This is a genomic window from Bacillus cihuensis, assembly GCF_000504145.1.
GTDB classification, from domain to species: Bacteria; Bacillota; Bacilli; order Bacillales; family DSM-1321; genus Peribacillus; species Peribacillus huizhouensis.
Genome location: NZ_KI632498.1, coordinates 368,837 through 393,378 on the forward strand (window position 1 = coordinate 368,837; position 24,542 = coordinate 393,378).

23 protein-coding genes and 1 riboswitch are annotated in these 24,542 nt (G+C 37.4%); of the genes, 17 read left to right on the forward strand and 6 right to left on the reverse strand.

The features are described 5' to 3' along the window. Nucleotides 1-185: 185 nt before the first annotated feature. The 8 genes from V179_RS0123605 (at nucleotide 186) to trpB (ending at nucleotide 8,019) form a co-directional block, all read left to right on the forward strand. Nucleotides 186-800: a PH domain-containing protein gene (locus V179_RS0123605; protein WP_028393654.1), complete on the forward strand. Its 615-nt coding sequence runs from the start codon at nucleotides 186-188 to the stop codon at nucleotides 798-800. Between the two features lie 511 nt (nucleotides 801-1,311). Continuing rightward, nucleotides 1,312-2,346 carry a fatty acid desaturase gene (locus tag V179_RS0123610; RefSeq protein ID WP_028393655.1) on the forward strand — a complete coding sequence of 345 codons (1,035 nt, stop codon included), beginning with the start codon at nucleotides 1,312-1,314 and terminating at the stop codon, nucleotides 2,344-2,346. A gap of 170 nt (nucleotides 2,347-2,516) precedes the next feature. Next, nucleotides 2,517-3,650, forward strand: coding sequence for a sensor histidine kinase (locus V179_RS0123615; protein ID WP_028393656.1), 1,134 nt, complete (start codon nucleotides 2,517-2,519; stop codon nucleotides 3,648-3,650). After that, nucleotides 3,647-4,246: a response regulator transcription factor gene (locus V179_RS0123620; protein WP_028393657.1), complete on the forward strand. Its 600-nt coding sequence runs from the start codon at nucleotides 3,647-3,649 to the stop codon at nucleotides 4,244-4,246. The genes V179_RS0123615 and V179_RS0123620 overlap by 4 nt, the downstream gene beginning before the upstream one ends. A 225-nt stretch (nucleotides 4,247-4,471) precedes the next feature. Then, on the forward strand, nucleotides 4,472-4,765 hold the full coding sequence (locus tag V179_RS0123625; RefSeq protein ID WP_028393658.1) for an antibiotic biosynthesis monooxygenase family protein: 294 nt from the start codon (nucleotides 4,472-4,474) through the stop codon (nucleotides 4,763-4,765). 95 nt (nucleotides 4,766-4,860) lie between these two features. After that, nucleotides 4,861-5,382: a peptide-methionine (S)-S-oxide reductase MsrA gene (msrA, locus tag V179_RS0123630; RefSeq protein ID WP_028393659.1), complete on the forward strand. Its 522-nt coding sequence runs from the start codon at nucleotides 4,861-4,863 to the stop codon at nucleotides 5,380-5,382. Nucleotides 5,383-5,681: 299 nt separating this feature from the next. After that, nucleotides 5,682-6,635, forward strand: a complete 954-nt coding sequence (locus V179_RS0123635) for an LCP family protein (protein WP_028393660.1) — start codon at nucleotides 5,682-5,684, stop codon at nucleotides 6,633-6,635. A 205-nt stretch (nucleotides 6,636-6,840) separates the two neighbouring features. Further along, the gene (trpB, locus tag V179_RS0123640; RefSeq protein ID WP_034302367.1) at nucleotides 6,841-8,019 is read left to right on the forward strand and encodes a tryptophan synthase subunit beta; all 1,179 of its coding nucleotides are present in this window, start codon (nucleotides 6,841-6,843) and stop codon (nucleotides 8,017-8,019) included. Nucleotides 8,020-8,168: 149 nt separating this feature from the next. Here the strand turns inward: trpB and shc are convergent, their stop codons facing one another. Together shc and V179_RS0123650 are read right to left on the reverse strand one after the other, a co-directional pair. Next, a complete protein-coding gene (shc, locus tag V179_RS0123645; protein WP_028393662.1) occupies nucleotides 8,169-10,052 on the reverse strand; it encodes a squalene--hopene cyclase in 1,884 nt (627 codons plus the stop codon). Nucleotides 10,053-10,434: 382 nt separating this feature from the next. Next, nucleotides 10,435-10,704 carry a DUF1450 domain-containing protein gene (locus V179_RS0123650; protein ID WP_028393663.1) on the reverse strand — a complete coding sequence of 90 codons (270 nt, stop codon included), beginning with the start codon at nucleotides 10,702-10,704 and terminating at the stop codon, nucleotides 10,435-10,437. A 259-nt stretch (nucleotides 10,705-10,963) separates the two neighbouring features. Between V179_RS0123650 and V179_RS0123655 the strand changes: the two genes are divergently transcribed. The 7 genes from V179_RS0123655 (at nucleotide 10,964) to V179_RS0123685 (ending at nucleotide 19,366) form a co-directional block, all read left to right on the forward strand. Continuing rightward, nucleotides 10,964-11,497, forward strand: a complete 534-nt coding sequence (locus V179_RS0123655) for an NADPH-dependent FMN reductase (RefSeq protein ID WP_028393664.1) — start codon at nucleotides 10,964-10,966, stop codon at nucleotides 11,495-11,497. Nucleotides 11,498-11,839: 342 nt separating this feature from the next. Beyond that, the gene (locus tag V179_RS0123660; protein ID WP_028393665.1) at nucleotides 11,840-12,790 is read left to right on the forward strand and encodes an ABC transporter permease; all 951 of its coding nucleotides are present in this window, start codon (nucleotides 11,840-11,842) and stop codon (nucleotides 12,788-12,790) included. Further along, on the forward strand, nucleotides 12,783-13,736 hold the full coding sequence (locus tag V179_RS0123665; RefSeq protein WP_028393666.1) for an iron chelate uptake ABC transporter family permease subunit: 954 nt from the start codon (nucleotides 12,783-12,785) through the stop codon (nucleotides 13,734-13,736). The genes V179_RS0123660 and V179_RS0123665 overlap by 8 nt, the downstream gene beginning before the upstream one ends. Next, nucleotides 13,730-14,488, forward strand: a complete 759-nt coding sequence (locus tag V179_RS0123670) for an iron ABC transporter ATP-binding protein (protein WP_028393667.1) — start codon at nucleotides 13,730-13,732, stop codon at nucleotides 14,486-14,488. Before V179_RS0123665 ends, V179_RS0123670 begins: the two co-directional genes overlap by 7 nt. 220 nt (nucleotides 14,489-14,708) lie before the next feature. Further along, nucleotides 14,709-15,677 carry a siderophore ABC transporter substrate-binding protein gene (locus V179_RS0123675; RefSeq protein WP_028393668.1) on the forward strand — a complete coding sequence of 323 codons (969 nt, stop codon included), beginning with the start codon at nucleotides 14,709-14,711 and terminating at the stop codon, nucleotides 15,675-15,677. A gap of 878 nt (nucleotides 15,678-16,555) precedes the next feature. Beyond that, on the forward strand, nucleotides 16,556-18,547 hold the full coding sequence (locus V179_RS0123680) for an LTA synthase family protein (RefSeq protein WP_028393669.1): 1,992 nt from the start codon (nucleotides 16,556-16,558) through the stop codon (nucleotides 18,545-18,547). Nucleotides 18,548-18,784: 237 nt separating this feature from the next. Beyond that, nucleotides 18,785-19,366, forward strand: coding sequence for a YhcN/YlaJ family sporulation lipoprotein (locus V179_RS0123685; RefSeq protein WP_051405112.1), 582 nt, complete (start codon nucleotides 18,785-18,787; stop codon nucleotides 19,364-19,366). A gap of 322 nt (nucleotides 19,367-19,688) precedes the next feature. Here V179_RS0123685 and V179_RS0123695 read toward each other — a convergent pair whose 3' ends face one another. After that, nucleotides 19,689-21,131 (reverse strand): amino acid permease, encoded by a 1,443-nt coding sequence (locus V179_RS0123695; RefSeq protein ID WP_407637268.1) that lies wholly within the window; start codon nucleotides 21,129-21,131, stop codon nucleotides 19,689-19,691. A gap of 304 nt (nucleotides 21,132-21,435) precedes the next feature. After that, nucleotides 21,436-21,614, reverse strand: a riboswitch (Lysine riboswitch). Between the two features lie 260 nt (nucleotides 21,615-21,874). Between V179_RS0123695 and V179_RS0123700 the strand changes: the two genes are divergently transcribed. Then, nucleotides 21,875-23,059 (forward strand): FtsW/RodA/SpoVE family cell cycle protein, encoded by a 1,185-nt coding sequence (locus tag V179_RS0123700; protein WP_028393672.1) that lies wholly within the window; start codon nucleotides 21,875-21,877, stop codon nucleotides 23,057-23,059. Between the two features lie 60 nt (nucleotides 23,060-23,119). Further along, nucleotides 23,120-23,374, forward strand: a complete 255-nt coding sequence (locus V179_RS0123705) for a YusU family protein (protein ID WP_028393673.1) — start codon at nucleotides 23,120-23,122, stop codon at nucleotides 23,372-23,374. Between the two features lie 313 nt (nucleotides 23,375-23,687). Here V179_RS0123705 and V179_RS0123710 read toward each other — a convergent pair whose 3' ends face one another. The 3 genes from V179_RS0123710 to V179_RS30310 form a co-directional block, all read right to left on the reverse strand. Then, complete coding sequence (locus V179_RS0123710) at nucleotides 23,688-23,966, reverse strand: spore coat protein (RefSeq protein WP_051405123.1); 279 nt, start codon at nucleotides 23,964-23,966, stop codon at nucleotides 23,688-23,690. Between the two features lie 81 nt (nucleotides 23,967-24,047). Then, nucleotides 24,048-24,329 (reverse strand): hypothetical protein, encoded by a 282-nt coding sequence (locus V179_RS0123715; protein WP_034302374.1) that lies wholly within the window; start codon nucleotides 24,327-24,329, stop codon nucleotides 24,048-24,050. 74 nt (nucleotides 24,330-24,403) lie between these two features. Then, nucleotides 24,404-24,535, reverse strand: a complete 132-nt coding sequence (locus V179_RS30310; protein WP_082191192.1) for a YuzL family protein — start codon at nucleotides 24,533-24,535, stop codon at nucleotides 24,404-24,406. Nucleotides 24,536-24,542: the final 7 nt, after the last annotated feature.

Below are 24,542 nucleotides of genomic sequence, written 5' to 3' on the forward strand. Positions count from 1 at the left end.
ATCCAAAATTCCGGCTTCGCACCGCCACCATTGTGATTAGGTGGATGTAGCGTGATCTTTCATGGCAAATGGTGGCGTTATAAAGCCATACAGGTTTTGCATGATAGGCGGTTATGGGTCTAGAACTGCAGTCCGTATCCTGTTAATATTAAACGGAATACTGATTACTGAGAGGAGTTTGTACGATGTTTAAAAAAATTGCATCGGATGCATTAGGTTTATCAGATATCGGAACAATTATTCACCCTTCGGATTATGATAAAACAGATGCTGACGATTATATCATGCATGAAGATGATGAAAAGATCTATTTTTTAATCAAGACAAAGATGGATGAGTACTGTTTTACGAATTTGGCGATCGTTCATGTGGATGGAGAAAGTGCTATTTCCTCTAAAAGAACACTAAAACGATATCCGTATTCTCAATACATCATATCTGATGTGTTCCTAGAAACGGCAGGAAAAATTGATTTAGATGTTGAGATTAAATTTAAAGTGGGGAAAGAACAATTTGATATTGATGTGAAAAAAGATCAAATTGAACAATTAAAAGATTTATATAAGTCACTTTTGCGTATTTCTGAAATCACTCATGAAAATAAGATCTACATTGATATGGCATCGCAGAGCTTAGATAAAGCAGTCAGTATTCTACAAAATTCAAGAACAGATGATAATAAACTAGCAGATACATACAGAGACTTAACAGACTTCGGTTTTACGTGGTTAACTTCAGTTCGTGAGCAGTACCATACGAAAGACTTTGGTGAAATTTACGAAAAATATATTAACAACTAAATGCCGAATTACAAAATTATCGACCTCAGAAGCCTAGCTTCTGGGGTCTTATTCGTTTGCTCACTAATAATGGTGGGTTTATTAACTTATACGATAAAAGGTTCGTTTTGTATGTAGGACATGGGGGCGACTTCGCGACTTACTCATATAGCCTATCTATTTTTCAGGTATAATCCGCATCGCCACCATTGTGATTAGGTGAGTGTAGCGTGCTTAATGAAATATCCATCATAGTAGGTGGTGGCGTTTTAACGCTATATTAGTTTTCTATGAAACTTGGCGCTTGTGCATCGTGCACATGACATTTGTCATATAGGCTACTTGACGTTTATGTCTATCATTCCATGCTACTATATTCTACTATAAATATATAAGAAGTGGGTGGGTCAAGCAAAGGGGTAGCCCCAACAATTACTAAATACAGTGTATGAAACCACTACACACTGATTTAGAGCGCAAGGACAGACCCTTTATGGGACACTTCACTAACCGATATTTGTAGGGGGACGTCATGAGTAAACAAAAGACTGCTGAACTAAGAAAAAATGTAGCTCCATTTGAGAAGTCAGATATGATGAGAAGCGTAAAACAGCTTTTTAATACATTCCCGCCGTTTTTTTTACTTTGGTTTGCGGCTTATCAAAGCTTAGCGGTATCTTATTGGTTAACACTTGTGTTTGCCATCATAGCTTCCGGGTTTGTAGTTAGGATCTTTATTATTTTCCATGATTGTACCCACGGATCGTTTTTTAAGAGTAAAAAAGCAAATACAATCCTCGGAACGATTAGCGGAATTATCACGATGTTTCCATACGAACAATGGAAAAGAAGCCATTCCATTCACCATGCTACAAGTGGTAACTTGGACAAGCGTGGAATAGGTGATGTTTGGGTTATGACCGTAGAAGAATATGTTGCCGCTTCTTCCTGGGGCCGTTTGCAGTACAGACTTTATCGGAATCCAATCGTCATGTTTGGACTAGGTCCGATTTACCTATTTCTCGTATCTAATCGCTTTAATCGAAAAGATGCAAGACGCAAAGAGCGTTTGAATATGTACGTAACGAATGGTTCAATTTTAGCGATTTATGCACTTTTATGCTGGGCAATCGGTTGGCAGGCCTTTCTTCTGGTACAAGCTCCGGTGCTCTTCGTTTCAGGCTCGCTAGGGATTTGGTTATTCTATGTACAGCATCAATTTGAAGATTCTTATTTTGAAAGTGAATCTGAGTGGGATTATGTGAAAGCGGCAGTTGATGGAAGTTCTTATTATAAATTACCGAAAATCTTGCAATGGGTAACAGGTAATATTGGATTCCATCATGTTCATCACTTAGCTCCAAGAGTTCCGAACTATAACTTAGAAGAGGCACATGAATCGACACCGCCATTGCAAAAGGCAACGACGATTACATTGGGGACAAGTTTAAAGTCTCTTCGTTTTAGACTGTTTGATCAAAAGAATAAAGCGTTCGTTAGCTTTAAAGAAATTAAGCATTTGCTTGATACGCCTAAAACAAATCCGCAAAGCTTGCAAGAAAAATAAGATTCACACAATACATCTTAAAGTGTGTCACCTTATAAAGGTGGAGGTGCGGGGCTGATTTTGCGAAGCCTCGCTCCTTTTCCAAAGAAAAACCATTCCGTATGCCAAAGAATGGTTTTTTGTTAATTTAGTAGTATATACTAGAATTAAATGCCAGGTAGGAGGTCACTATGAAGAATTGGTATCATATTTTTCCAAAAAGTACTGGTCTTAGCCCGTATATTTGGATCATATGTTGTATCCTTCCTTTTTATTTTATTTTTAAATCTTCATCATTACTAGTTATCATTTTTGGGATTATCATGATTATCCTGTTTTTTGCTTCCTATCGGTTTGCATTTTTGTTAAAAGGATGGCCAGTGTACGTTTTTGTCGCTATTCAAATCGTTATAAGTGTGGCAATGACTGCACTATATGGGTATATTTATTTTTCATTATTTCTATCCTTTTTCATTGGCAATGTAAAAAGTAAAGCTGGATTTATCACACTATATATCATTCATATTGTTTCAACCATTGCCGCTGTTAGTTTAGGGTTTATTTTTCAAAAGCAAATCTTCGTATCGCAGTTTCCCTTTATCCTGATTAGTGTGATTGGTGTCATCCTGCTCCCGGTTAGTACTTATAGCAGGAACAATCTTGAAGAGCTAGAAGAGAAATTAGAAGATGCAAACAAACGAATTTCTGAGTTGGTGAAAATCGAAGAGCGTCAGCGAATTGCTCGTGATTTGCACGATACGTTGGGGCAAAAGCTTTCCCTTATTGGTTTAAAAAGCGATCTTGCTAGCAGGTTAATGGAGATTAATCCTGAGTCTGCCAAAAATGAAATTAACGATATTCGACAGACTGCTCGAACAGCACTGAATGAAGTAAGAGAAATGGTTTCCGAAATGCGAGGAACAAAGCTTGAAGATGAAGTTCTGAGGATCAAGCAAATTTTAAAAGCAGCTCAAATGAACTTTAGTATAGAAGGGGATACGAATCTAACCAATACCCCTTTGTTAGTAGAGAACGTGTTAAGCATGTGTTTGAAGGAAGCTGTAAATAATGTGGTGAAGCATAGCAAAGCAACTTGGTGCAAATTGTCTATTGAGAAACTGCGCACAGAGCTGCTTATAAAAGTACAAGATGATGGGGTTGGCATTCAAAAAACTGAGTTTTTTCATGGAAATGGCCTAAAAGGCATGAAGGAACGATTGGAATTCGTGAATGGCAGCTTAGAAATCCAATCTTCTGAGGGCACGACACTTTATATTCGCGTACCGTACGGAATTAAGAAGGCAGAACAGGAGGGGATGGTATGATACGAATCGTTATTGCAGAGGACCAGCGCATGTTACTTGGCGCATTAGGATCTCTACTTGATTTAGAGGAAGATATGGAAGTGGTTGGAAAAGCGAGCAATGGTGAAGAGGCACTGGCACTTGTTCATCGGCTTCAACCTGATATTTGCATTATGGATATTGAGATGCCTGTGAAAAGCGGGTTAGATGTAGCCGAAGAATTAAAGGGGCACTCTTGCAAAATCATCATTCTTACAACGTTTGCCCGAACTGGTTATTTCGAACGTGCGCGAAAGGCAGGAGTTGGCGGCTATTTATTAAAGGACAGTCCTAGTGAAGACTTAGCAAGTTCGATTCGGATTATTATGGATGGGCGTCGTATCTATGCACCAGAGCTTGTTGATATGGCCTTCGAAGAGGAAAATCCATTAACCGATCGGGAGAAGCAAGTGCTTAGTCTAGTTGCAGATGGGAAAAATACGAAAGAAATTGCCAATGAATTGTTTATAACAACGGGCACAGTTCGCAACTATATTTCCGTCATTCTGGATAAATTAGATGTAAGTAACCGGATTGAGGCAATTTCTCGATTTAAGGAAAAAGGCTGGTTTAAATAAGTTACGAAGAGCCTCTGGACTGTACTAGGCTTTTTAACAAGCGCTCAAAACGGCTTCCCATTCGGGCAAGTCTTTTTGTTTTTTAGCTCTAAAACATAATAGACCAAGATCTTTTCATAGGCTATACTTAGGGTGGTAATTATCTGATTTTTTTAACTTTGATAAATGGAATTAAATATATGGATGTGCTATGTATTGTTATAGCTTAAATAGGGAGCGATCATAATGATTTTAGAAGCGGCTTTTTTACAAGTTAAACAAGGACTAGAAGATGAATACGAAGAAACTTTTCATAAAGCTTCCAAGATTATTTCTTCGATGGATGGCTACGTTACTCACAGTTTGCAGCGTTGCCTGGAGGTAGAAGGGAAATATTTGTTGTTAGTGACTTGGAAAAGTTTAGAGGATCATACTGTAGGCTTTAGGGAATCCGCAGAATATCAGAAGTGGAAGAAGCTTTTGCATCATTATTATGATCCATTTCCTATTGTCGAGCATTTTGAAAAAGTCAGTCTCTAATTGTAGGAAGTAGGAATATATCGGACATTAGATTTCTTTCTAATGGAGCGAATAAGTTATGATATTATTTATGCAAGATTGAAAGGGGAAAAATTATGCAAAAAGCAACATTTGCAGGCGGCTGTTTTTGGTGTATGGTAACACCGTTTGAAGAATTACCTGGCATTGGAGGAATTGTTTCTGGCTATTCTGGTGGACACATTAAAAATCCTACATATGAGCAAGTAAAAACAGGTACAACCGGTCATTATGAAGTGGTTGAAATTACTTACGATCCAGAGCTTTTTCCTTATGAGCGTTTGTTGGAGTTGTTTTGGCAGCAAATTGATCCAACAGATCCAGATGGTCAGTTCCAAGATCGTGGCAGTCAATATCGAGCGGCTATCTTTTATCATGACGAGAAGCAATTGGAATTGGCTCAAAAGTCAAAAGAAGACATGGCGAGCAGTGGCAAATTTAAGAAGCCAATTGTAACGGAAATCCTTCCGGCGCGAACTTTTTATGAAGCGGAGGAATATCATCAAGACTTTCATAAAAAAAATCCGAAGCATTATAAGGAAGACCGGAAACAATCTGGACGAGATGAGTTTATTGACCAACATTGGAGTGACAAATAATAATTGAATCGAGAACTCCTCATTAGGGTCTGACCTCGCACGCTAAAACAGTATGTAGTGTTTCATACACTTATCTTACACTAATTTAGTTGTTGCGGGGTCTGACCCTTTTCTCTATAGGTTACCCATGTTGAGACTAAAAAAATGTAATATTAATGGGCGATTCGTGTGATAATACCCCTAATAGATGAAAAGTAAAGGTGTAAAATCAGCTACCTATTTTCTCTAGAGTTACTAACTTGGTTTGACCTCTACAATGAATGGTTCATCAGTGGATCAAACGAAAAGGGCGTACAAATATGACAAAACCGAGCAAAGGGACAAGATCAGGCAAGCATAGAAGAAAGAAAAAGAAGAAGGTTTTTTTATCGATTCTTCTATTGATTGTTCTTATAGGAATTGTGGGAGCAGGCTATTTATTTGTTGAATATAAGATGGCATTGCAGAAATCGCGAGCAGATATTGATCAAAATCTAAAGTCTGATATTGAATTCAAAGGCGTGGAAGATGAACTGGGTAGGGTTAATATCCTACTGCTTGGAGTAGATACAAGGGGGACAGAAAAGTCCCGCACAGATACGATTATGATTGCTCAATATAATCCAGAAACGAAAAAATCAAAGTTAGTATCACTTATGCGGGATATCTATGTAGATATTCCTGGACATCGAAAAAATAAACTGAATGCAGCATATGCATTTGGAGAAACCGAATTATTAAGAAAGACGATTAAGGAAAATTTTGATGTAGATCTACAATATTACGCCCTTATCGATTTCAAGGGATTTGCTAAAACGATTGATGTAGCCTTCCCTAAAGGAGTTGAAATCGATGTGGAACAGAAAATGTCAAAAGGAATAGGCATGACTCTTCAGCCAGGTGTTCAACAATTAAACGGAGAACAATTACTTGGATATGTCAGATGGCGCGGTGGTCCAGATAGTGACTTTGGCCGTGTCAATCGACAACAAAAGGTCATGCAAATACTGGCTGATAAACTAGCTAGCGTTCAAGGAGTGTTAAAGCTACCAAGAATGGTTGGAACGATTCAGCCGTACATCTCAACGAATCTTAGTTACGCCAATCTATTAGGAATGGGCACTTCGTTTTTAACAGATAGCAATCAAGATATTCAAAAGCTGACGATACCCATTGATGGTACAGCAAGAGATGCTAGGCATTCAGTAGGTTTAGTTCTGGAAATCGATATGGAAAAGAATAAAAAAGCCTTAAAAGCATTTTTAAATGAGTAATACGTTAAAGGATGATGAATAAGGATAACTCCTCAGTCATTAAACTGGGGAGTTATCTTATTCGTGATCCTTTTTTGTGAAACCAAGCTATAAAGATATCGATTGAACCCTTTCCTAAAGTCTGGGTAATAATAATTAAAATAATTTGAAAATTTAGTTATAATTATAGAATACAAATTAATATAGCAAAGGAGATTAGAAAAAAATGACGAGTGTGACGAGTATGAGCAGAGATAGCAAAGGGTACTTTGGAGAATTTGGAGGAAGTTTCATTCCTGAAGATTTACAACAAGTTATGAATGGTATTGAGGAACAATTTTTACACTATAAGAATGATCCAGAATTTCAAAAAGAATATGAGTTTTATTTAAAGGAATATGTAGGCCGGGAAAATCCATTAACCCATGCAGAAAATTTGTCCAAACAAATCGGTGGCGCCAAAATTTATTTAAAACGTGAAGATTTAAATCATACGGGTGCTCATAAAATTAATAATGTGATTGGTCAAATTTTATTAGCAAAAAAGATGGGTGCCAAAAGGATTATTGCTGAAACAGGAGCAGGGCAGCATGGAGTGGCTACGGCTACTGCTTGTGCGATGTTTGGTATGGAATGCGTAATCTATATGGGGAAAGTCGATACGGAACGACAAGCACTTAATGTTTTTAGAATGGAATTGTTAGGGGCAAAAGTCGTATCAGTCGAAAAAGGCAGAGGGAGACTGAAAGAAGCGGTAGATGAAGCGTTACAGGATTTAATTCAAAATTATAAAAACACTTTTTATCTGATTGGTTCAGCTGTTGGACCACATCCTTACCCGACAATGGTTAAACACTTCCAATCTATTATTAGTAAAGAATCTAAATCTCAGATTTTAGAAAAAGAAGGAAAACTCCCTACTGCCGTTGTTGCATGTACGGGTGGTGGAAGTAATGCGATCGGTGCATTTGCCCACTATTTGGATGAACCTAATGTTCGTTTAATTGGAGTGGAACCAAAAGAAGCCCCAACTTTATCAGAAGGTGTTCCAGCTGTTCTTCACGGTTTTAAAAGTTATACATTGTTAGATGAAGAAGGAAACCCAAAACCAACATTTTCGATTGCAGCTGGATTAGATTATCAGGGGATCGGGCCTGAACATAGTTATTTGAAAGAAAGTGGCAGAGCAGAATACGTGACAGCTAGTGGTGAGGAAGCATTAGAAGCTTTCCAAACCTTATCAAAGCTAGAGGGGATAATTCCAGCTTTAGAAAGCTCACATGCAATAGCGTATGCCATAAGATTAGCAAAAGAATTATCAAAAGATGATATTTTGATTGTGAATCTATCTGGACGTGGGGATAAAGATGTGGAGCAAGTGTTTAAGATGATTAAAGAGAAATAATCCATTTAAAATATGGAACTGGTGCCGTCCCAAAAGGGTCAGACCATGCACGATATACATAGTTCATAGTGGTCTTATGCTAAATTTGAACTGTAAGTCGTGGTTGTGTGGTCTGACCCTAACATTATAGGATATACGCCCTCTATTACTTACTTATGAAGATACTTCCTTTGATAATGACTTAGTGCAAGAAGCGGGAAAATATAGCGGTAGCTGTGGTAATGCATATACACATAACCTGGTAAGCCTTGGCCTACCGGATAGTCGTTTGTCCAGTTTGGTCTTTGCCCTTCATGTATAAGATAAGCTATGCCTTTGTCAATAGCAGGTGTTGGTGTAGGAGAAATGGAGATTAGTGCATCAACGGCCCAAGCAGTTTGGGTCAAATTGCTTGCACTTAGAGAATGATACTTCTTACGAAAATCACTTGTGCAAGATTCTCCCCACCCACCATCTTCGTTTTGAATACTCAATAGCCATTTTACCGCCTTCTGAATGGCTGGATGATTGCTCACTTCGCCAACCGCGCGAAGCCCCGTTAATGCTGCCCAAGTTCCGTAAATGTAACAAATTCCCCACCTACCATACCAAGATCCGTTCTTTTCTTGAGCTTGAAGTAGCCATTTTACAGCTCTTCTCGTAGAACCGGTCGTTTTATTTCTTTTGGAAAAATTGCCAATGAATTCGAGTGCTCTTCCAGTAAGATCGGGAGTGGAGGGATCGGTGAGCATATATTTAGCATTTTCAATCGGCAGTAATTGCAACCATTTACTATCTACGTTTTTTTCAAAAGCGGGAAACCCACCATCATCATTCTGCGTTGATAGTACATAAGACAACCCACGATGATAAGCACCTTTTACAGATGGTACTAACGAAGTGGCTGGATAGATTGATCTTAGTGCAGCCGTTGTGTCATCAATATCTGGGTTGATTGTGTTACCGTCCGAAAAGCCCCAGCCGCCAGGAAGAGTATTGGGGTTATGTAGACGCCAATCCCCGTATTTAACCTGTTGACGGGCGAGCAAATATTGATTTGCTTTTTGGACCGATGGATCATCTATTTCTAATCCAGCTTCTTGAAGGGCGTAAGTAATGAGAGCTGTATTCCAAATTTCAGGCCTTGTGAATTGAATATGTAGCTGTCCATCAATCGAAGTCGACATGGCTCTTAATCCTTCAACAGCTTTTAGAATGATGGGATCTTTCTTTGAATGACCTTGTGAGAGTAAAGCGAAAATCATAAAAAAAGTAGCGCTAAAAAAGTTGTAAAGGGTCCCGTCTTGCTCAGTACGTTCAAGCATATAATTTTTTATCCCACTGACAGCCATTTTATGCAGATGAGAAGGAAGGCCGATAAGGTTTTTGACACCAGAGCAAATCATAGAAACAAATGCCCGCCCTTCCTCACCGCGAAATTCCTGCCATGGATCGTCAAAACGGGAAGATAGCAAGTCTTTCAAATTAGGAGCGGAGTCGATGTTCATTTGGAATTTCCGATCAGAGCACAAAAGAAACGGCAGAATGTTGGACCTTGAATACATCGATAAATCATACATGCTGACAGGGAAGGATGGAGGCAACAATACAGCCTCAATGGGGATTGGAAAAATAAGCGGCCATTTCAATTGCCCAGTAAGCGTCAGCATCATTTTTGTAAACAAATTGGCCTCGCTTAACCCACCTTTCGTCATAATGAATTGTTGGGCTTTTTTCATATGCTCATCTTTTTCCTGATGTAGCCCAGATAAAAGTAAAGCATAATAGGCTTCTATCGTCAGTGAGACATTTCCGTCTTGCTCATCATGATATAGCTTCCATGCACCATTCTCATCTTGACGGCTTAGGATTCTTTCTGTTAAAGATTGAATAAACGCTTCATCTTGAATGTCAAGAGTCTTTAATAAGATAATCATAAATGCGTCAGGTGTTATGCCAATTTCAAATGGATAATGCCAGGAGCCATCTGTTTGTTGATCGAACCGTAGCTGCATAATCAGACGATCAATTTCATCTTTAATATATTGAACCATAACATCTCCTCCTCGTATAAACTGCACGAATACCACTATTCAACGATATGACCAACAATCACTCGTTATGAATAGGTAAATTGGCTAGTAAAAAGGTCAAAATGACGAGTAAAGAGAAGAATTGAAGAAAAGTAGTTCAAAGCGACAAAGTAAAAATCCTATTATCAACGGGGGAAAGTGTGTACCTGCAACGGAAATCAACCTAGGTTATTCGTGTACATATAATTGAAAAGCAACAAATTATGCGAAAATAGCCTTATAAAAAAGAGCAAATGCGAGAAGAACCAGGCATTTGCTCTATTACATATAATTCTATTGTTTTGGAACGTACCTGAGTATTTCCTATCATAATAGGTCCCGAATCCTCATTTGTACTAAAGTTTCACTTTGTTTTTTCTTTCAGCAGAGCCAATAAATCACCAGAATCATTCGCTGTAACTATCGTGCCATTCAGTTTCGCGTAAGCAGACTGCTTGCACAATTTACATTCACTTAAACATTCATACTCTTTGTAGGAAACGCGGGGATTTTTTAGAAAGTCACCATACTTTTCTGCTTGTTTTTCGTCTAGAAACCGATCTAAGTTTGTTTGGCAGAATTCAAGGTTGATTTTGGTTTTTTTCGTAAATAAATTACTGATAAATGCCAACATAAAATCTCTTCCTTTTATTTTTGCTTTTCCAGGGAACGGATATTGTAGCTTTATCCCATATTAACGGGGTAAGCCCCCACTTAATGAAGTTTTACTTTATTATATCACCCTAATTCTTAACGTGATACTTGAATGCTTTCCTAATTCTTCTCAAAAAGGCTAAATAGTTAAAAATTCACACTGTTTTGGGTTAATATAATAAGTGGAATAAAAAATATGACTAAATGAGAATAGAAAAAATAGAAGATGGGGGATCATCATGAAATTATTAGGAATTTCAGGGGCATTAATCGGTACAAAAACGGCTGTTGCCGTAAATGAAGTATTAACGCAAGCGAGTCAACATCCACATATAGAGACTGAGCTTCTTGATTTAAAAGACTATAAAGTGGAGTTTGTCGATGGTAGATCTTTCGATGCATACAATGAAGATACACGAACAGTAATTAATAAAATTTTACAAGCTGATTTTTTTGTCATTGCGACTCCTGTCTATCAGTCTTCTTTAACTGGCGCTTTAAAAAATCTGTTTGACCATTTGCCAACAACCGTTTTTGAAGGAAAGGTTGTCGGTTATGTTTCTACTGCAGGCTCTAATTTGCATATGCTTGTTGCAGAAAATCAATTGCGTCCGATACTTTCATATTTTAAGGCGCATGTTGCTACGAGAAATGTCTTTGTGAGCAATGAATGCTTCAATAAAGAAAATGTAATTGAGAACGATGATGTGAAACAGAGATTGGCTGACTTAGCTGAAGAATTAGTAGTGCTCCATACTAAACTTAACGGTTAATAATCGTTAAGTTTAGTTTAGGAAATAGCCAATGAATCGGCAATTTAGAACACCCAATTGAAATAATTGCTAACATATCCATAAAACTGGTTGACACTCGGTCAGATAATGATAGAATGATACTGTAACATTCTAATTGATAATGAAAATCATTATTACAAACTTATCTCTATTAAGGCTGTCTTATAAGCAAAGGGTCAGACCACGCAACAACAAAATACAGATAATGATAAGTTTATGAGAGACTACATACTGATTTTAGAGCGCGAGGTCATACCCATTAAGGACAACCGTATTTACTTCGAGACAAATTAAACAGACCAGGGAAAAGTAGGACGAAATATGAAGCTACGATATTTACTAGTATTATTGATTGTTTTATCTTTTACTTCCTTGTTCATTGGTGTAAAGGATATTAGCCCGATTGATTTATTAAATCTTGGAGATGACCAAGTACAAATTATGTTGCAAAGCAGATTACCACGGCTAGTTAGTATTATTGTCGCTGGAATTAGTATGAGTGTGACGGGTTTAATCATGCAGCAGCTGAGTAGAAACAAATTTGTTTCGCCAACCACTGCTGGAACGATGGACTCTGCTCGACTTGGCCTGATGGTTGCAATGATTATTTTTAGTTCAGCTAGTCTATTCGAAAAGATGCTTGTCGCGTTCGCATTTGCTTTAGCTGGAACCTTTATATTTATGAAGATTTTAGAAAAGGTCAAGTATAAAGATGCCATCTTCATTCCGTTAGTAGGATTAATGTTTGGAAATATAGTAGGCTCTGTTACGACTTTCTTTGCCTACGAATATGATTTGCTTCAAAGCTTGAATACATGGTTAAATGGAGACTTTTCAATGATCATGTCAGGTAGATATGAATTGATTTACATAAGTATTCCATTAATGGTGGTAGCTTATTTGTTTGCTAATAAGTTTACGCTAGCTGGGATGGGAGAAGATTTCGCGATCAATCTTGGGCTCAATTACAAGCTGATTGTGAACATCGGTCTTGTTATTGTAGCTTTAGCAGCAACTTCCGTTCTTCTAACAGTCGGTACGATTCCATTTCTAGGTTTAATTATTCCGAATATTGTTTCTATCTATTTAGGCGATAACTTGAAAAAAAGCCTTTCTCATACAGCAGCATTAGGCGCAGTATTTTTGCTTTTCTGCGACATATTGGGCCGACTGATTATCTATCCATTTGAAATTCCAATTGGCCTTGTAGTAGGGGTAATTGGCAGTGTGATATTTATTTATCTTCTAATGAGGAGAAAGGCATATGAATAATAAGTTTAAAATAATTATGCTCGCAGTAATTGCTACGTTACTGACGGCATTATTCCTTTTTTATAAACTAGGTCCTAACATCGCTTATGTTCTGCCACTTAGGACAGTGAAGGTATTGGCCATCATAATAACCGGAAGTGCTATTGCTTTTTCAACAGTCATTTTCCAAACCGTTACAAATAATAAGATACTAACACCAAGTATATTAGGCCTGGACAGCATGTATATGCTCATTCAGACAGGCGTTATATTTGTACTAGGTTCGACAAATATTGCGATTCTGAATAAAAACTTTAACTTTTTGCTATCTGTCGCTTTCATGCTTTTGTTTGCCAGTATTTTGTTTAGATTTATGTTTAAAAATGAAAAAGGCCGAAATATCTACTTCCTCTTACTAATAGGTATGATTTTCGGAACGCTATTCTCAAGCTTGTCTTCTTTCATGCAAGTATTGATAGATCCAAACGAATACCAAATTGTTCAAAACAAGATGTTCGCAAGCTTTAACAATATAAAAACTGATTTGCTTCTACTAGCAGCGATTTTAATGCTTATTACAACGCTTTATTTCCTACGGTTTGCAAAATATTTAGATGTGATGTCACTTGGGAGAGCCCAGGCAATAAATTTAGGAGTCGATTATGATTTCGTAATGAAACGAATATTAATGGTAGTGGCCATCTTAACTTCCATATCGACTGCACTTGTCGGCCCTATCACGTTTCTAGGGTTATTGGTAGCGAATGTCGCGTATCAATTTATAAAATCATATAAGCATAAACATCTGATCCCTGCATCCATGCTAATCAGTATTATTGCATTAGTTGGAGGTCAAATGTTGGTAGAAAGAGTCTTTACGTTTTCAACAACATTAAGTGTCATCATTAACTTTATCGGTGGCGTATATTTCATCTATCTTCTATTAAAGGAGAATAAAACATGGTAACGGTTAAAAAATTATTTAAAAAATATAATAATAAATCGGTTGTCGAAGATGTATCAATTGAAATTGCCAAAGGGAAGATTACTTCGTTTATCGGTCCGAATGGTGCTGGGAAAAGTACAGTACTAGCTATGATTAGCCGATTGATTGCTAAGGATGAAGGAGAAATTCTAATAGAAGGTCAAGAACTCAGTAAATGGAAGAGCAATGAGCTTGCGAAGAAAATCTCGATTCTTAAACAGGCGAACCATATTAATATTCGCCTGACAATTAAGGAACTTGTCGCTTTTGGTCGATTTCCCTATTCACAAGGGAAATTGACGAAAGAGGACTGGAGATTTGTTGATGAAGCAATCGCGTACATGGAATTAACGGATATGCAAGACAAATTCCTAGACCAATTAAGCGGCGGCCAGCAGCAAAGGGCTTATATTGCTATGGTCATTGCCCAAGATACTGAATATATTCTTTTAGATGAGCCACTTAATAATTTAGATATGAAGCATTCTGTGCAAATTATGAAAGTGTTAAGAAGATTGGCAGATGAAATGGGAAAAACGATTGTCATCGTCATCCATGATATTAATTTTGCTTCAGTCTACTCAGATAATATTGTTGCTTTAAAAGATGGTAAAGTTGTGCAACATGGACCAGCCCATCAAGTCATTGATACAGACGTATTAAAAGGTATTTATGATATGGATATCATGATCCAGAACGTGAATGAAAATAAAATTTGTATGTATTACGCTTGAAGTTTCCATTTGGTTATTCATCATTTCAACGAACAAAAAGGAAATCAGGCATCGTTGCAACGGTTATTTGATTTACCATCATAGAGCGTTAAGATAACGATGGGGCCCCATCAATCAATCTTGTCGAAGTTTTGGGTAAATTCAATAAACATGCAGTGAATTGTTGGTTTTTGTTTCTGAAGTGATTTGAAATAATAATAAAATTTTTCGGGGTGAAGAAATGAAGAAAATATATGTAGCACTATTGATCTCCATGTTAGCTATTTTTATGGTAGCATGCGGTTCAGATAAACAGGAAAAAAGTAATGCGAATGCGAAAGAAGAAGTTAAGAAAGAAGAAGTTCAATCAGAAAGTAAAGAGATCACGGTTAAGCATCTTCTCGGAGAAACAACTGTGCCAACCCTTCCTGAAAAAGTTGCAGTATTCGACATGGGTTCACTTGATACTCTAGATAAGTTAGGTGTTGAAAGTGTTGTAGCAGTTCCACATCAAGGACTTCCTAACTATTTAAATAAATATGAAGGTACTACAGAAAATGCTGGTGGATTGAAAGAACCGGATTTTGAAAAATTAGCAGAAGTTGCTCCAGACTTAATTATTATCTCAGGTCGTCAATCAGAGTCATATGAAGAATTGTCAAAAATTGCACCGACTATTTATATGGGTGTAGATACAAATAAATACATGGAATCATTTGAACAAAACGTTACAACACTCGGTGAAATCTTCGGTAAAGAAGACGAGGCCGCTAAAGAATTAGTAAATGTTGAAAAGAGCATTGACGAACTTAAAACAACTGTGAATCCTGAAAAAACTGGTCTTATCGTTCTTTCTAACGGTGGAAAAGTAAGTGCATATGGACCAAACTCACGTTTTGGAATTATTCATGATGTGTTTGGTGTTAAGGCAGTGGACGATCAATTAGAGGTTTCAACCCATGGACAAAGCATTAGCTTTGAATACATTGTAGAAAAAAATCCTGACTACTTATTTGTAGTCGATCGTGATGCAGTTGCCGGAGATGGTGCTGCTGCTAAAACAACGATAGAAAACGATTTAGTAAAAGGAACAAAAGCTTTCAAAGAAGGTAATATCGTCTATTTAGACCCTGCATACTGGTACCTATCAGGCGGTGGACTTGAATCGGTTCAGGAAATGGTTAATGAAATTTCCGAAGGGCTAAAATAATTCTAAAAAACAAAAACTAAGGAAGCCTTAAAAGGGTCGACCTTGTAGGCTACATACAGGATTGCGTAATTGTATTTATACGCACCTTATCCTGTATGTAGTATTGCAGGTTTGGCCCTTTGCTTTTAAGGCCGACTTAGTTTTTTTATTTTGGGTATGAATTGAGTTTTCTTAGTGCTTAGAATTTGTTTGTCTATCTCCTGAGCAGTCAACCTCAAACATTCCGATGGTGAAATGCCTCATGCTTGTCGAAACTGTACAAATTATGCTGACTAACTTCGACAAATGCCAGTTGTCATATCGGATCTTTGTCGAAGTGTTTAATAGAGGCCTGCGGTTTGCTTCTGTAATTTAGTGGAAAAAACAAGACGGTTATGATATAATGAAAGGATCAGCTTAAAGAATAATTGTGGATCCAACATTCCAAGTGATGGAAGTTTACCCTCTTTCTGTTGGAATATTGTAAAGGGAGTGTAAACGTTTTTGAATCACTATGGAATAAGGAGTGACTTGAATTTGGCTTTATACTTGGGAAATATGGAAATGAAAAAAAGTGATATTTAATGGAATGTCATGTGAAAGTCCGTTATAGTAATGGTTATGGTGTTGGCGATAAATAATAAGCTGTTATTATTTTTGAACAGAGTTCATATGATAATGAGTATTAAGCACCTTACAATGGATTTGCTTAATTGTTACAATTTCTTTACAATAGGCATCCGTGGTAATAAATGGATAATCACAGAGCTTATCTTGACTTATTGTTCGAAAATGATAGTATGTATTTTATGCTCAAAAGCAAATGATTTAACAGGACAAATAATCAGTATTTACTTCATAGTTCAAGGCTCAGATTACTAGATTAATAGAGGTGAAACATGAATAATTTTCTTAAAAAAAGTCGAAGTATTTTACAAACTAGGCTTCTTAGTTTCTTCATAATAGCAGTAGTACTATTTTGGATTAAAACATATATAGGCTATCAGGTAGAATTTAATTTAGGAATAGATAACAAACTTCAATCATTTTTGTTATTCATTAACCCGATTAGTTCAGCCGTTCTATTTTTTGGGATCGCATTGTTGGCAAAGGGGAAAAAAACATATAAATGGGTGATTCGGTTAAATTTCATTTTATCTGCCATTTTGTTCTCGAACATCGTTTATTATCGTTCTTTTACTGACTTCATTACTTTACCAACACTTACTCAAGCGTCAAACTTTGGAGACTTAGGTCCAAGTGTGTTAGCGTTATTCAAACCGTATGATATTTTGTATTTCTTGGATACAATCATATTAATTGCTTTGTATTATTCTAAAGCAATTAAGCCGAGTGAAATGAAAATAAAACGCCGTACGGTTGCTATGGTTTTCCTTGCTGGGATTGCTATTTTCTCGGTAAACCTTGCATTAGCGGAAAAAGACCGTCCGCAACTACTCACAAGAACATTTGACCGTAACTATATTGTTAAATATTTAGGTATGTATAATTACATGGTATATGATGCTGTACAGAATACGAAAACATATGCACAGCGAGCAACGGCAAACAGTACTGACATCGCTGAAATTGTTAATTTTACAAAAGCGATGTATGCTGAACCAAATCCGGAATATTTCGGTGCTGAAAAAGGCAAGAATGTGATCTATCTCCATTTGGAATCGATGCAGAATTTCCTTATTGATTACAAGCTTAATGGAGAAGAAGTTACACCATTCTTAAACTCATTAGCGCATAGCACAGACTTCATGTACTTTGATAATTTCTTCCATCAGGTTGGTCAAGGTAAAACATCTGATGCAGAGTTTATGCTTGAGAACTCATTGTACGGCTTGCCACAAGGTTCAGCATTTACGACACATGATCAAAATACGTATCAAGCTGCACCAGCTATTTTAGGGGAAAAAGGATATACGTCTGCTGTTTTTCATGGTAACTATAAGACATTCTGGAACCGCGATAAGATTTATAAAGCGCTTGGGTTTAATCGTTTTTACGATGCAAGCTATTATGATATGAATGTAGAAGATACAATGAGCTATGGCTTGATGGATAAGCCTTTCTATCAAGAATCAATCCCGATGCTTGATAAATTGCCACAGCCATTTTATTCGAAGTTTATCACAGTGTCTCACCATTTTCCGTATTCGATAAATCAAGACTTAACAACGATTGGACCTCATACAACAGGTGATAAATCAGTTGATAATTACTTCCAAACAGCCAGATATGCGGATGAAGCACTTAAGGAGTTCTTTACCTATTTAAAGGAATCCGGTTTATATGATAATTCCGTAATCGTCATGTACGGTGACCATTATGGAATCTCAGAAAACCATATGAGAGCTATGTCCAAAGTACTTGGAACTGAAGTTGGGGAATTCGAAAACGCACAATTACAACGTGTACCTTTATTGATTCATGCACCAGGTGTCAAGGGTGGAGTCAACCATACGTATGGAGGCCAAATTGATCTAATGCCTACTCTTATGCACTTATTAGGTGTTGATACGAAAGAGTTTGTTCAATTTGGGACAGATTTATTGTCTAAAGACCATCACGAATTGGTTCCATTCCGAAATGGAGATTTTGTTACACCAACTATCACTTCAATTAAAGGGAAATACTATGATACCAATACAGGGGAATTAATCGAAGAAACAGAAGAAATTGATGCAACAAAACAGCTTGCGCAAAAATTACTTCAGTACTCCGATAAGGTTGTGAATGGAGATTTATTGCGTTTCTATACGCCTAAGGGTTTCACACCAATTAAACCTTCTGACTATAATTATAATAACGAAGAAAGTAAAGAAGCTCCGGTGGATAATACGGTGGAAGCACCTACTCAAGAACCATCTGGAGAATAAGGGAACAGGCAGGAAGATGATTCTTCTTGCCTGTTTTTTTGTCTATGCAGATGATTTTACTGCAAAATAAACGAAAATTTGGTTTCGACGCGTAAATTTAAAAAGAAGGTCGATGTAGGTAACAAGACCAGTGTTTTACATGGAAGTATTTGTTTCAGGTTATTTATTTCGTTTATTACATATTTCATCTTCTCTTACAAACACTAAATTTGTAATAACTAAAAAGGAGTGATGGATATGAAGAACGCAATCATTGCGGGCGGAATAATAGCAACACTATTTGTTGGAGGGTGTACAGCCAACAATGCCAATCAGGGGACTAAAAAACAAGGTGTGGATAACCCAACAAATGTAAGTTATAACCCAAACATGAATCCTAACCGGAATTATGACGGGAACTATGACGGGAACTATAATGTAAACTACAATGAGAACAATGGAAACTACAACCGGAACTATAATGTAAGAAACAACACTAATAATAATAACATCCGTGAAGGAAACGACCTTGCTATGGAAGTCAATAAATTGCGAGAAGTGAATAGTTCTTCAGTGATGGTAATGGGAAACAGTGCCTATGTTGCTGCTGAGCTATCGGATAAAGGAAGCAATGAGTTAGCGCGGAATGTAGAGGAGAAAATAGCAGATAAAGTGAGAGCAGCTGATCCATCAATTGAAAATGTGTACGTGTCCTCGAATCCTGACTTTATTGATCGGATGCAAGGCTATTCGAATGATGTAAGAAATGGCCATCCTATTTCTGGTTTTGCCAATGAATTCACTGAAACAGTGAAACGAGTTTTTCCGTCTGCACATTAACTGTAGGGGGATAGCTTTGATCTCCGGATTACGTGAGGAAAGCATATTAGATTCCTTACCATAATTTATTGGCTATGTTAAAGCTCATTGTTGATTTTGACATTATGTTGATTGGAGCAGAAGGTGTGGACTCCAACGGGAAAAGTGAATCAAAGGGAGACCTCACAGTCGCGCAGCGCTGAGAAGGCTCCCGGACCCGCCCGCGGAAAGCGAACGCCTCTCGTTGCAATCAACAGGCAAGTTTATCAGAGCCAATTTATTAGAACAGGCTATCCTAAAAAAAGGTCAGACTCTCATGTGGAGTCTGACCTTGCTTTTTTATTTATTCCCTTTCAAAATCACAGTCTTTTAAAGGAATTAATTTTGTTTTGTATTTAACTTTATAGACAAGCCAAACGATTAAGAAAAGAGGTAAACCGATATAAGAAACAAATACTCCATTCCAATCGATCCCGCCTCCTGTAAAGGCTTGATAGTTTTGCCCTAATATAATGAAAATACATAGAAATAGTGCTAATAATGGTCCTAATGGGAACCATTTTGCCCGATAAGGAAGATTTTTAACGTCATTTCCTTGAGCAATATAAGCTTTACGGAATCGGTAATGACTAATGGCAATACCGAGCCATGTAACGAAACCAGCCATACCGGAAGCATTTAATAACCACATATAAACTGCACCATCTCCGAAGAAAGTGGTTAAGAAGGCAAGCGATCCAACTAAAGTAGTTGCAATTAAGGCATTGACTGGCACGCCTCTTTTATCCAATTTACCTAAGAATTTCGGTGCTTTACCATCGCGTGCTAAATCCCAAAGCATACGAGTAGAGGCATACATGCCTGAGTTACCTGCGGATAATACAGATGTTAAGATAATGGCATTCATGACAGATGCAGCAAAGGCAAATCCTGCCCGTTCAAATACAAGTGTAAATGGACTTACGGAAACCGCATCACTTAATAATCGTTCATCTGTATAAGGAAGAATCATCCCGATGACAAAAATAGATAAAATGTAAAACAGAAGGATCCGCCAAAATACAGTGCTAATGGCTTTTGGAATATTTTTTTCTGGCTCTTCACTTTCTCCTGCAGCTACTCCGAGTAATTCTGTACCTTGAAAAGAAAAACCAGCTGCCATGAAGATACCGAGAATAGCGAAGAATCCGCCATTAAACGGTGCGTCCTCGATTGTGAAGTTAGTAAAGCCAACAGATTCTCCACCCATAATACCGAAAATCATTAAAAATCCAGTAATAATAAAGATAATGACCGTTACAACTTTAATAAGGGCAAACCAAAACTCTGCTTCACCAAAGCCTTTAACAGACAGGTAGTTGAAGCCAAACATAATCACAAGTGCAAGTGCGCTCCACATAATTGAAGGGCTTTCTGGGAACCAAAATTTCATAATCAATACAACGGCAGCAAGCTCTGCTGCAATCGTAATTGCCCAGTTATACCAATAGTTCCAGCCGATGGCAAAACCAAATGCTGGGTCAACAAAATTCGTTGCATACACTTTGAATGACCCAGCTACTGGCATGTAAGCCGCCATTTCGGCAAGACTGGTCATTAAGAAATAAACCATGATCCCTACAGCTGCATAGGCGAGCAGTGCTCCTCCTGGTCCTGCTGTATGAATAGCGCCGCCACTTGCTAAAAATATCCCTGTACCGATCGATCCTCCAAGAGAAATCATCATCAGGTGGCGTGCTTTAAGACTCCTTTTTAATTGAGTTGGGTTAGCTGGTGAATTCGCCAATATTTTATACACTCCTTTTGTATGAAGGACACGGGGATAGTGTTCCGCAACCTTCTAATATAGCCAAACTGCTTAGCGCATATACTAATTTTAGTATAGAAAGTACCTCGAAATCCGGCTCCGCACCGCCACCATTTAGGATTAGATGAATGTAGCGTGGAATATGATTAATCCTAAATGGTAAATGATGGCATTTTGTTATCATGTCATACAGGTTTTGTTTGGAAGGTTAAATAGTTTTAAAGAGCAAATAAAAAAACAGCAGTCGAAAAAGATCGACGGCTGTTTAAGTCCGTTAAATCCTTCCGAAGATAGCTCTCCACGTTGATAAACGTGACAGTGATGTTCCTATTCGGAAACATCGCCAGCCTGGATAGTCAATGATCTATCTAAACTTCGGCAACTTATCCTTTCAAACGGAGTCATGAATTTCATTGAATCTCGTCCGCTTTACTATTATAAGCTGCAGCCTCTACCCCATCGGTGAATGGGAATATTTAATTAAATATGATAGTAGTATAATGTATTTCTAGAGTATAAGCAATGTTTAATTTTGAAAAGTAAGTTATCATTTAACAAAATAGGATAGGTGCCCATTTTTGATTATATGGTGATGATATCCAACAAACGATATAGTTGTGATTTTGTAGGTATACAGTATAATGGATAGATGTAAGAAAGGGATTATTTTCGCAAAATGCAACTGAACATAGTTCCCTTAATCCTTCTTAGGGGAGAGTAATATGGAATCAAAAAATAAACTTTCATCCAGAATTGATTATACATTAGCATTTATACTATTTCTGCTATTTATTACGAGCTGTATTGCGATATACAGTGCACAGACATCTGGACAATATGTAAATAACTTTTTGATACAACAAGTATTTTGGTACGCGGTTGGTGTAGGTATTGTTGCAGCTATTATTACCATTGATTCAGATCAATTAAAGAAAATAACTTGGTATTTATATGGATTTGGACTTTTTTTACTTTTTTTGCTAGTGATAGCCCCAGATACGTTAGCTCCTAACATAAATGGGGCCAAGAGTTGGTTCGTCATTAAACATGTAGGTTCGATTCAGCCTTCCGAATTCATGAAGACGTTTTTGATCATAGCGCTTGCCAATGTAGCGTCCGCTCATCATGAAAGAAATCCAATTAAGACGCTTTCAACGGATTTCTGGCTGTTGTTGAAATTAGGTCTAGTAACGATGGCACCAATTATGCTAGTTATGTTGCAGCCTGACTTAGGAACTTCTCTTGTATTAATTGCAATTTTAGTTGGAGTGATTTTTGTTTCAGGTGTTTCGTGGAAGATATTAACACCTATTTTTGCAGGCGGTACAGTAGTCGCTGGAACAATATTATATTTTGTTCTCTGGCATCCTGATATTTTAGAAAAATATTTAGGGGTCAAGCAATATCAATTTGGACGGATTTATTCCTGGTTAGACCCTTATAATTACGCCAGTTCAACAGGATATCAATTAACGAAATCACTGCTTGCTATTGGATCAGGGCAAACGACAGGAAAAGCATTAGAAGGTGGCATCGGTGCCAGAGAAGTGTACTTGCCAGAAAGCCATTCTGATTTCATCTTTAGTGTGATTGGGGAAGAATTCGGATTCTTTGGGTCAAGTATTGTTGTTAGTTTGTTCTTCTTGCTGATTTATCATATTACGAAATCAGGGATGGACACGAAGAATAACTTCTATACGTATATTTGTGTAGGGGTAATTAGTATGATTACGTTCCACGTATTTCAAAACATTGGCATGACTATTGGTGTTTTGCCGATTACTGGTATTCCGCTTCCCTTCATTAGTTATGGTGGGAGTTCACTGATGGGAAATATGATGGCGATGGGTCTAATTTTTAGTATTAGATATCATTATAAGAAATATATGTTTTCTACGGATAAATAAGTAAAGCACAAATGCTAACTTGTAGGTTCTTAAAAAAATCACTTGCAAAGGAGTGTTGATATGAACAATCAATTTACTGAGCAATTTGATGGTTTAATTGAGAAATATACGGAACTTCTTACTGGTGAAAATGATCCTGAACTTCAGGAAAAAGTACGATACTGGGCACTTTATTCGTATATTGCTAAATCGATGCCTGCTCTTGCTAAACATTGGAATGCCACCTATCCAGAAGCAAAACAAGATATGATTAAGCTGATTCAAGAAATAAAAAAACTTAACGATGATTATCGAGAACAAAAGGAGAAGGCTTAGCCTTCTCCTTTTATATTAAGGGGCAGCACCAGCACCTACAAGGTTTAGGCGGAGGATAACTGCCTAATCTAGTTGAAGATGCTAACCCGTCTGTCATAAGCTGTAATACTCTGTGGCAATCTACGCCACGCCATATTCCATCCTAAGCTTGTCGGATTATCACAGGATGGAATGGCGCCCATTGCTCACAAAATGTGAGCAATCTTAGGAGACGTTCCTACATCAGTCGCCTCGCTTTAACGAAACGCAAGCATATGATTTGACGACACAATCAGTGGGCGATGAACAAACCCTCTACTGATTGAGATTCACTTTATTGTATTCCAGGGCCATAAGGAAATTGCGTTTTATAGCCGCTAAATTGTTGAAAGGCTTGGCCGATTTTTTGCGTGTCTTCTTGTTCCAGGGCATACCAGCCTTTTTCAAACATTAAGTAATAAAGTTCCCTTTGAGCTGTTTCCACTTCGGTATAGATGGATTGAATATCCTGGTACATAGTTTGATTGCTCAATTCATTTAATGCTACTCCATAAGAACTTTTTAAATATTTTTCTGTACTCAGCATATCATTTACGAAGTCACGTTCATTCATTTGTGGTGTTTTTGGAATAGGTGATTCAGGGTTTTGCACTTTACTTTGATTGGGCAAATTGTATATCTCCTTTCATCATGATTATTGGAACTGTTGATTTTGCTGAGCAGGATTAAGATGTGCAAGTACGGTGTTATAATGGCGCTGATGCATTTGGCCATATTTATTCAAGGCTTGCACGACTTGTTGATCTTGGCATTGAGCGGCGAAGAAATGAGCTTTCTTCATAGCAAGTAAATTCCAAGAAAGCATATCTTTTAAATAAAGGCTATCTTTCGTTGAAACCATTTGGGGTGGCTGTTTCATAACCCCGATAGGAGTTTGGCTCTGTGGCTGGTTGCCTTGCATATTTTGTTGCATCATATTTCCTCCCACCTCATCGTTCTTCTAAAGAACACCACTATTAAAAGGAATACATACTATAGTGAGGAACAACTTCATTTTTTAAATTGATTATTTGTACTGTTCACTTTGTTTTGTCCATGTCCTTCTACTCCAGGACCTGCGTTGCCTTTTACGCTCGCTGCACTTACTGCAGCCTTTGATGGGTTATCTTTACGCTTAACCATTTACGAA

Excerpts from the sequence above, each read along its gene's own strand:
- V179_RS0123605 (WP_028393654.1), top strand. The coding sequence starts at position 186 with ATGTTTAAAAAAATTGCATCGGATGCATTAGGTTTATCAGATATCGGA.
- V179_RS0123610 (WP_028393655.1), top strand. The coding sequence starts at position 1,312 with ATGAGTAAACAAAAGACTGCTGAACTAAGAAAAAATGTAGCTCCATTT.
- V179_RS0123615 (WP_028393656.1), top strand. The coding sequence starts at position 2,517 with ATGAAGAATTGGTATCATATTTTTCCAAAAAGTACTGGTCTTAGCCCG.
- V179_RS0123620 (WP_028393657.1), top strand. The coding sequence starts at position 3,647 with ATGATACGAATCGTTATTGCAGAGGACCAGCGCATGTTACTTGGCGCA.
- V179_RS0123625 (WP_028393658.1), top strand. The coding sequence starts at position 4,472 with ATGATTTTAGAAGCGGCTTTTTTACAAGTTAAACAAGGACTAGAAGAT.
- msrA (WP_028393659.1), top strand. The coding sequence starts at position 4,861 with ATGCAAAAAGCAACATTTGCAGGCGGCTGTTTTTGGTGTATGGTAACA.
- V179_RS0123635 (WP_028393660.1), top strand. The coding sequence starts at position 5,682 with ATGACAAAACCGAGCAAAGGGACAAGATCAGGCAAGCATAGAAGAAAG.
- trpB (WP_034302367.1), top strand. The coding sequence starts at position 6,841 with ATGACGAGTGTGACGAGTATGAGCAGAGATAGCAAAGGGTACTTTGGA.
- shc (WP_028393662.1), bottom strand. The coding sequence starts at position 10,052 with ATGGTTCAATATATTAAAGATGAAATTGATCGTCTGATTATGCAGCTA.
- V179_RS0123650 (WP_028393663.1), bottom strand. The coding sequence starts at position 10,704 with ATGTTGGCATTTATCAGTAATTTATTTACGAAAAAAACCAAAATCAAC.
- V179_RS0123655 (WP_028393664.1), top strand. The coding sequence starts at position 10,964 with ATGAAATTATTAGGAATTTCAGGGGCATTAATCGGTACAAAAACGGCT.
- V179_RS0123660 (WP_028393665.1), top strand. The coding sequence starts at position 11,840 with ATGAAGCTACGATATTTACTAGTATTATTGATTGTTTTATCTTTTACT.
- V179_RS0123665 (WP_028393666.1), top strand. The coding sequence starts at position 12,783 with ATGAATAATAAGTTTAAAATAATTATGCTCGCAGTAATTGCTACGTTA.
- V179_RS0123670 (WP_028393667.1), top strand. The coding sequence starts at position 13,730 with ATGGTAACGGTTAAAAAATTATTTAAAAAATATAATAATAAATCGGTT.
- V179_RS0123675 (WP_028393668.1), top strand. The coding sequence starts at position 14,709 with ATGAAGAAAATATATGTAGCACTATTGATCTCCATGTTAGCTATTTTT.
- V179_RS0123680 (WP_028393669.1), top strand. The coding sequence starts at position 16,556 with ATGAATAATTTTCTTAAAAAAAGTCGAAGTATTTTACAAACTAGGCTT.
- V179_RS0123685 (WP_051405112.1), top strand. The coding sequence starts at position 18,785 with ATGAAGAACGCAATCATTGCGGGCGGAATAATAGCAACACTATTTGTT.
- V179_RS0123700 (WP_028393672.1), top strand. The coding sequence starts at position 21,875 with ATGGAATCAAAAAATAAACTTTCATCCAGAATTGATTATACATTAGCA.
- V179_RS0123705 (WP_028393673.1), top strand. The coding sequence starts at position 23,120 with ATGAACAATCAATTTACTGAGCAATTTGATGGTTTAATTGAGAAATAT.
- V179_RS0123710 (WP_051405123.1), bottom strand. The coding sequence starts at position 23,966 with ATGAATGAACGTGACTTCGTAAATGATATGCTGAGTACAGAAAAATAT.
- V179_RS0123715 (WP_034302374.1), bottom strand. The coding sequence starts at position 24,329 with ATGATGCAACAAAATATGCAAGGCAACCAGCCACAGAGCCAAACTCCT.
- V179_RS30310 (WP_082191192.1), bottom strand. The coding sequence starts at position 24,535 with ATGGTTAAGCGTAAAGATAACCCATCAAAGGCTGCAGTAAGTGCAGCG.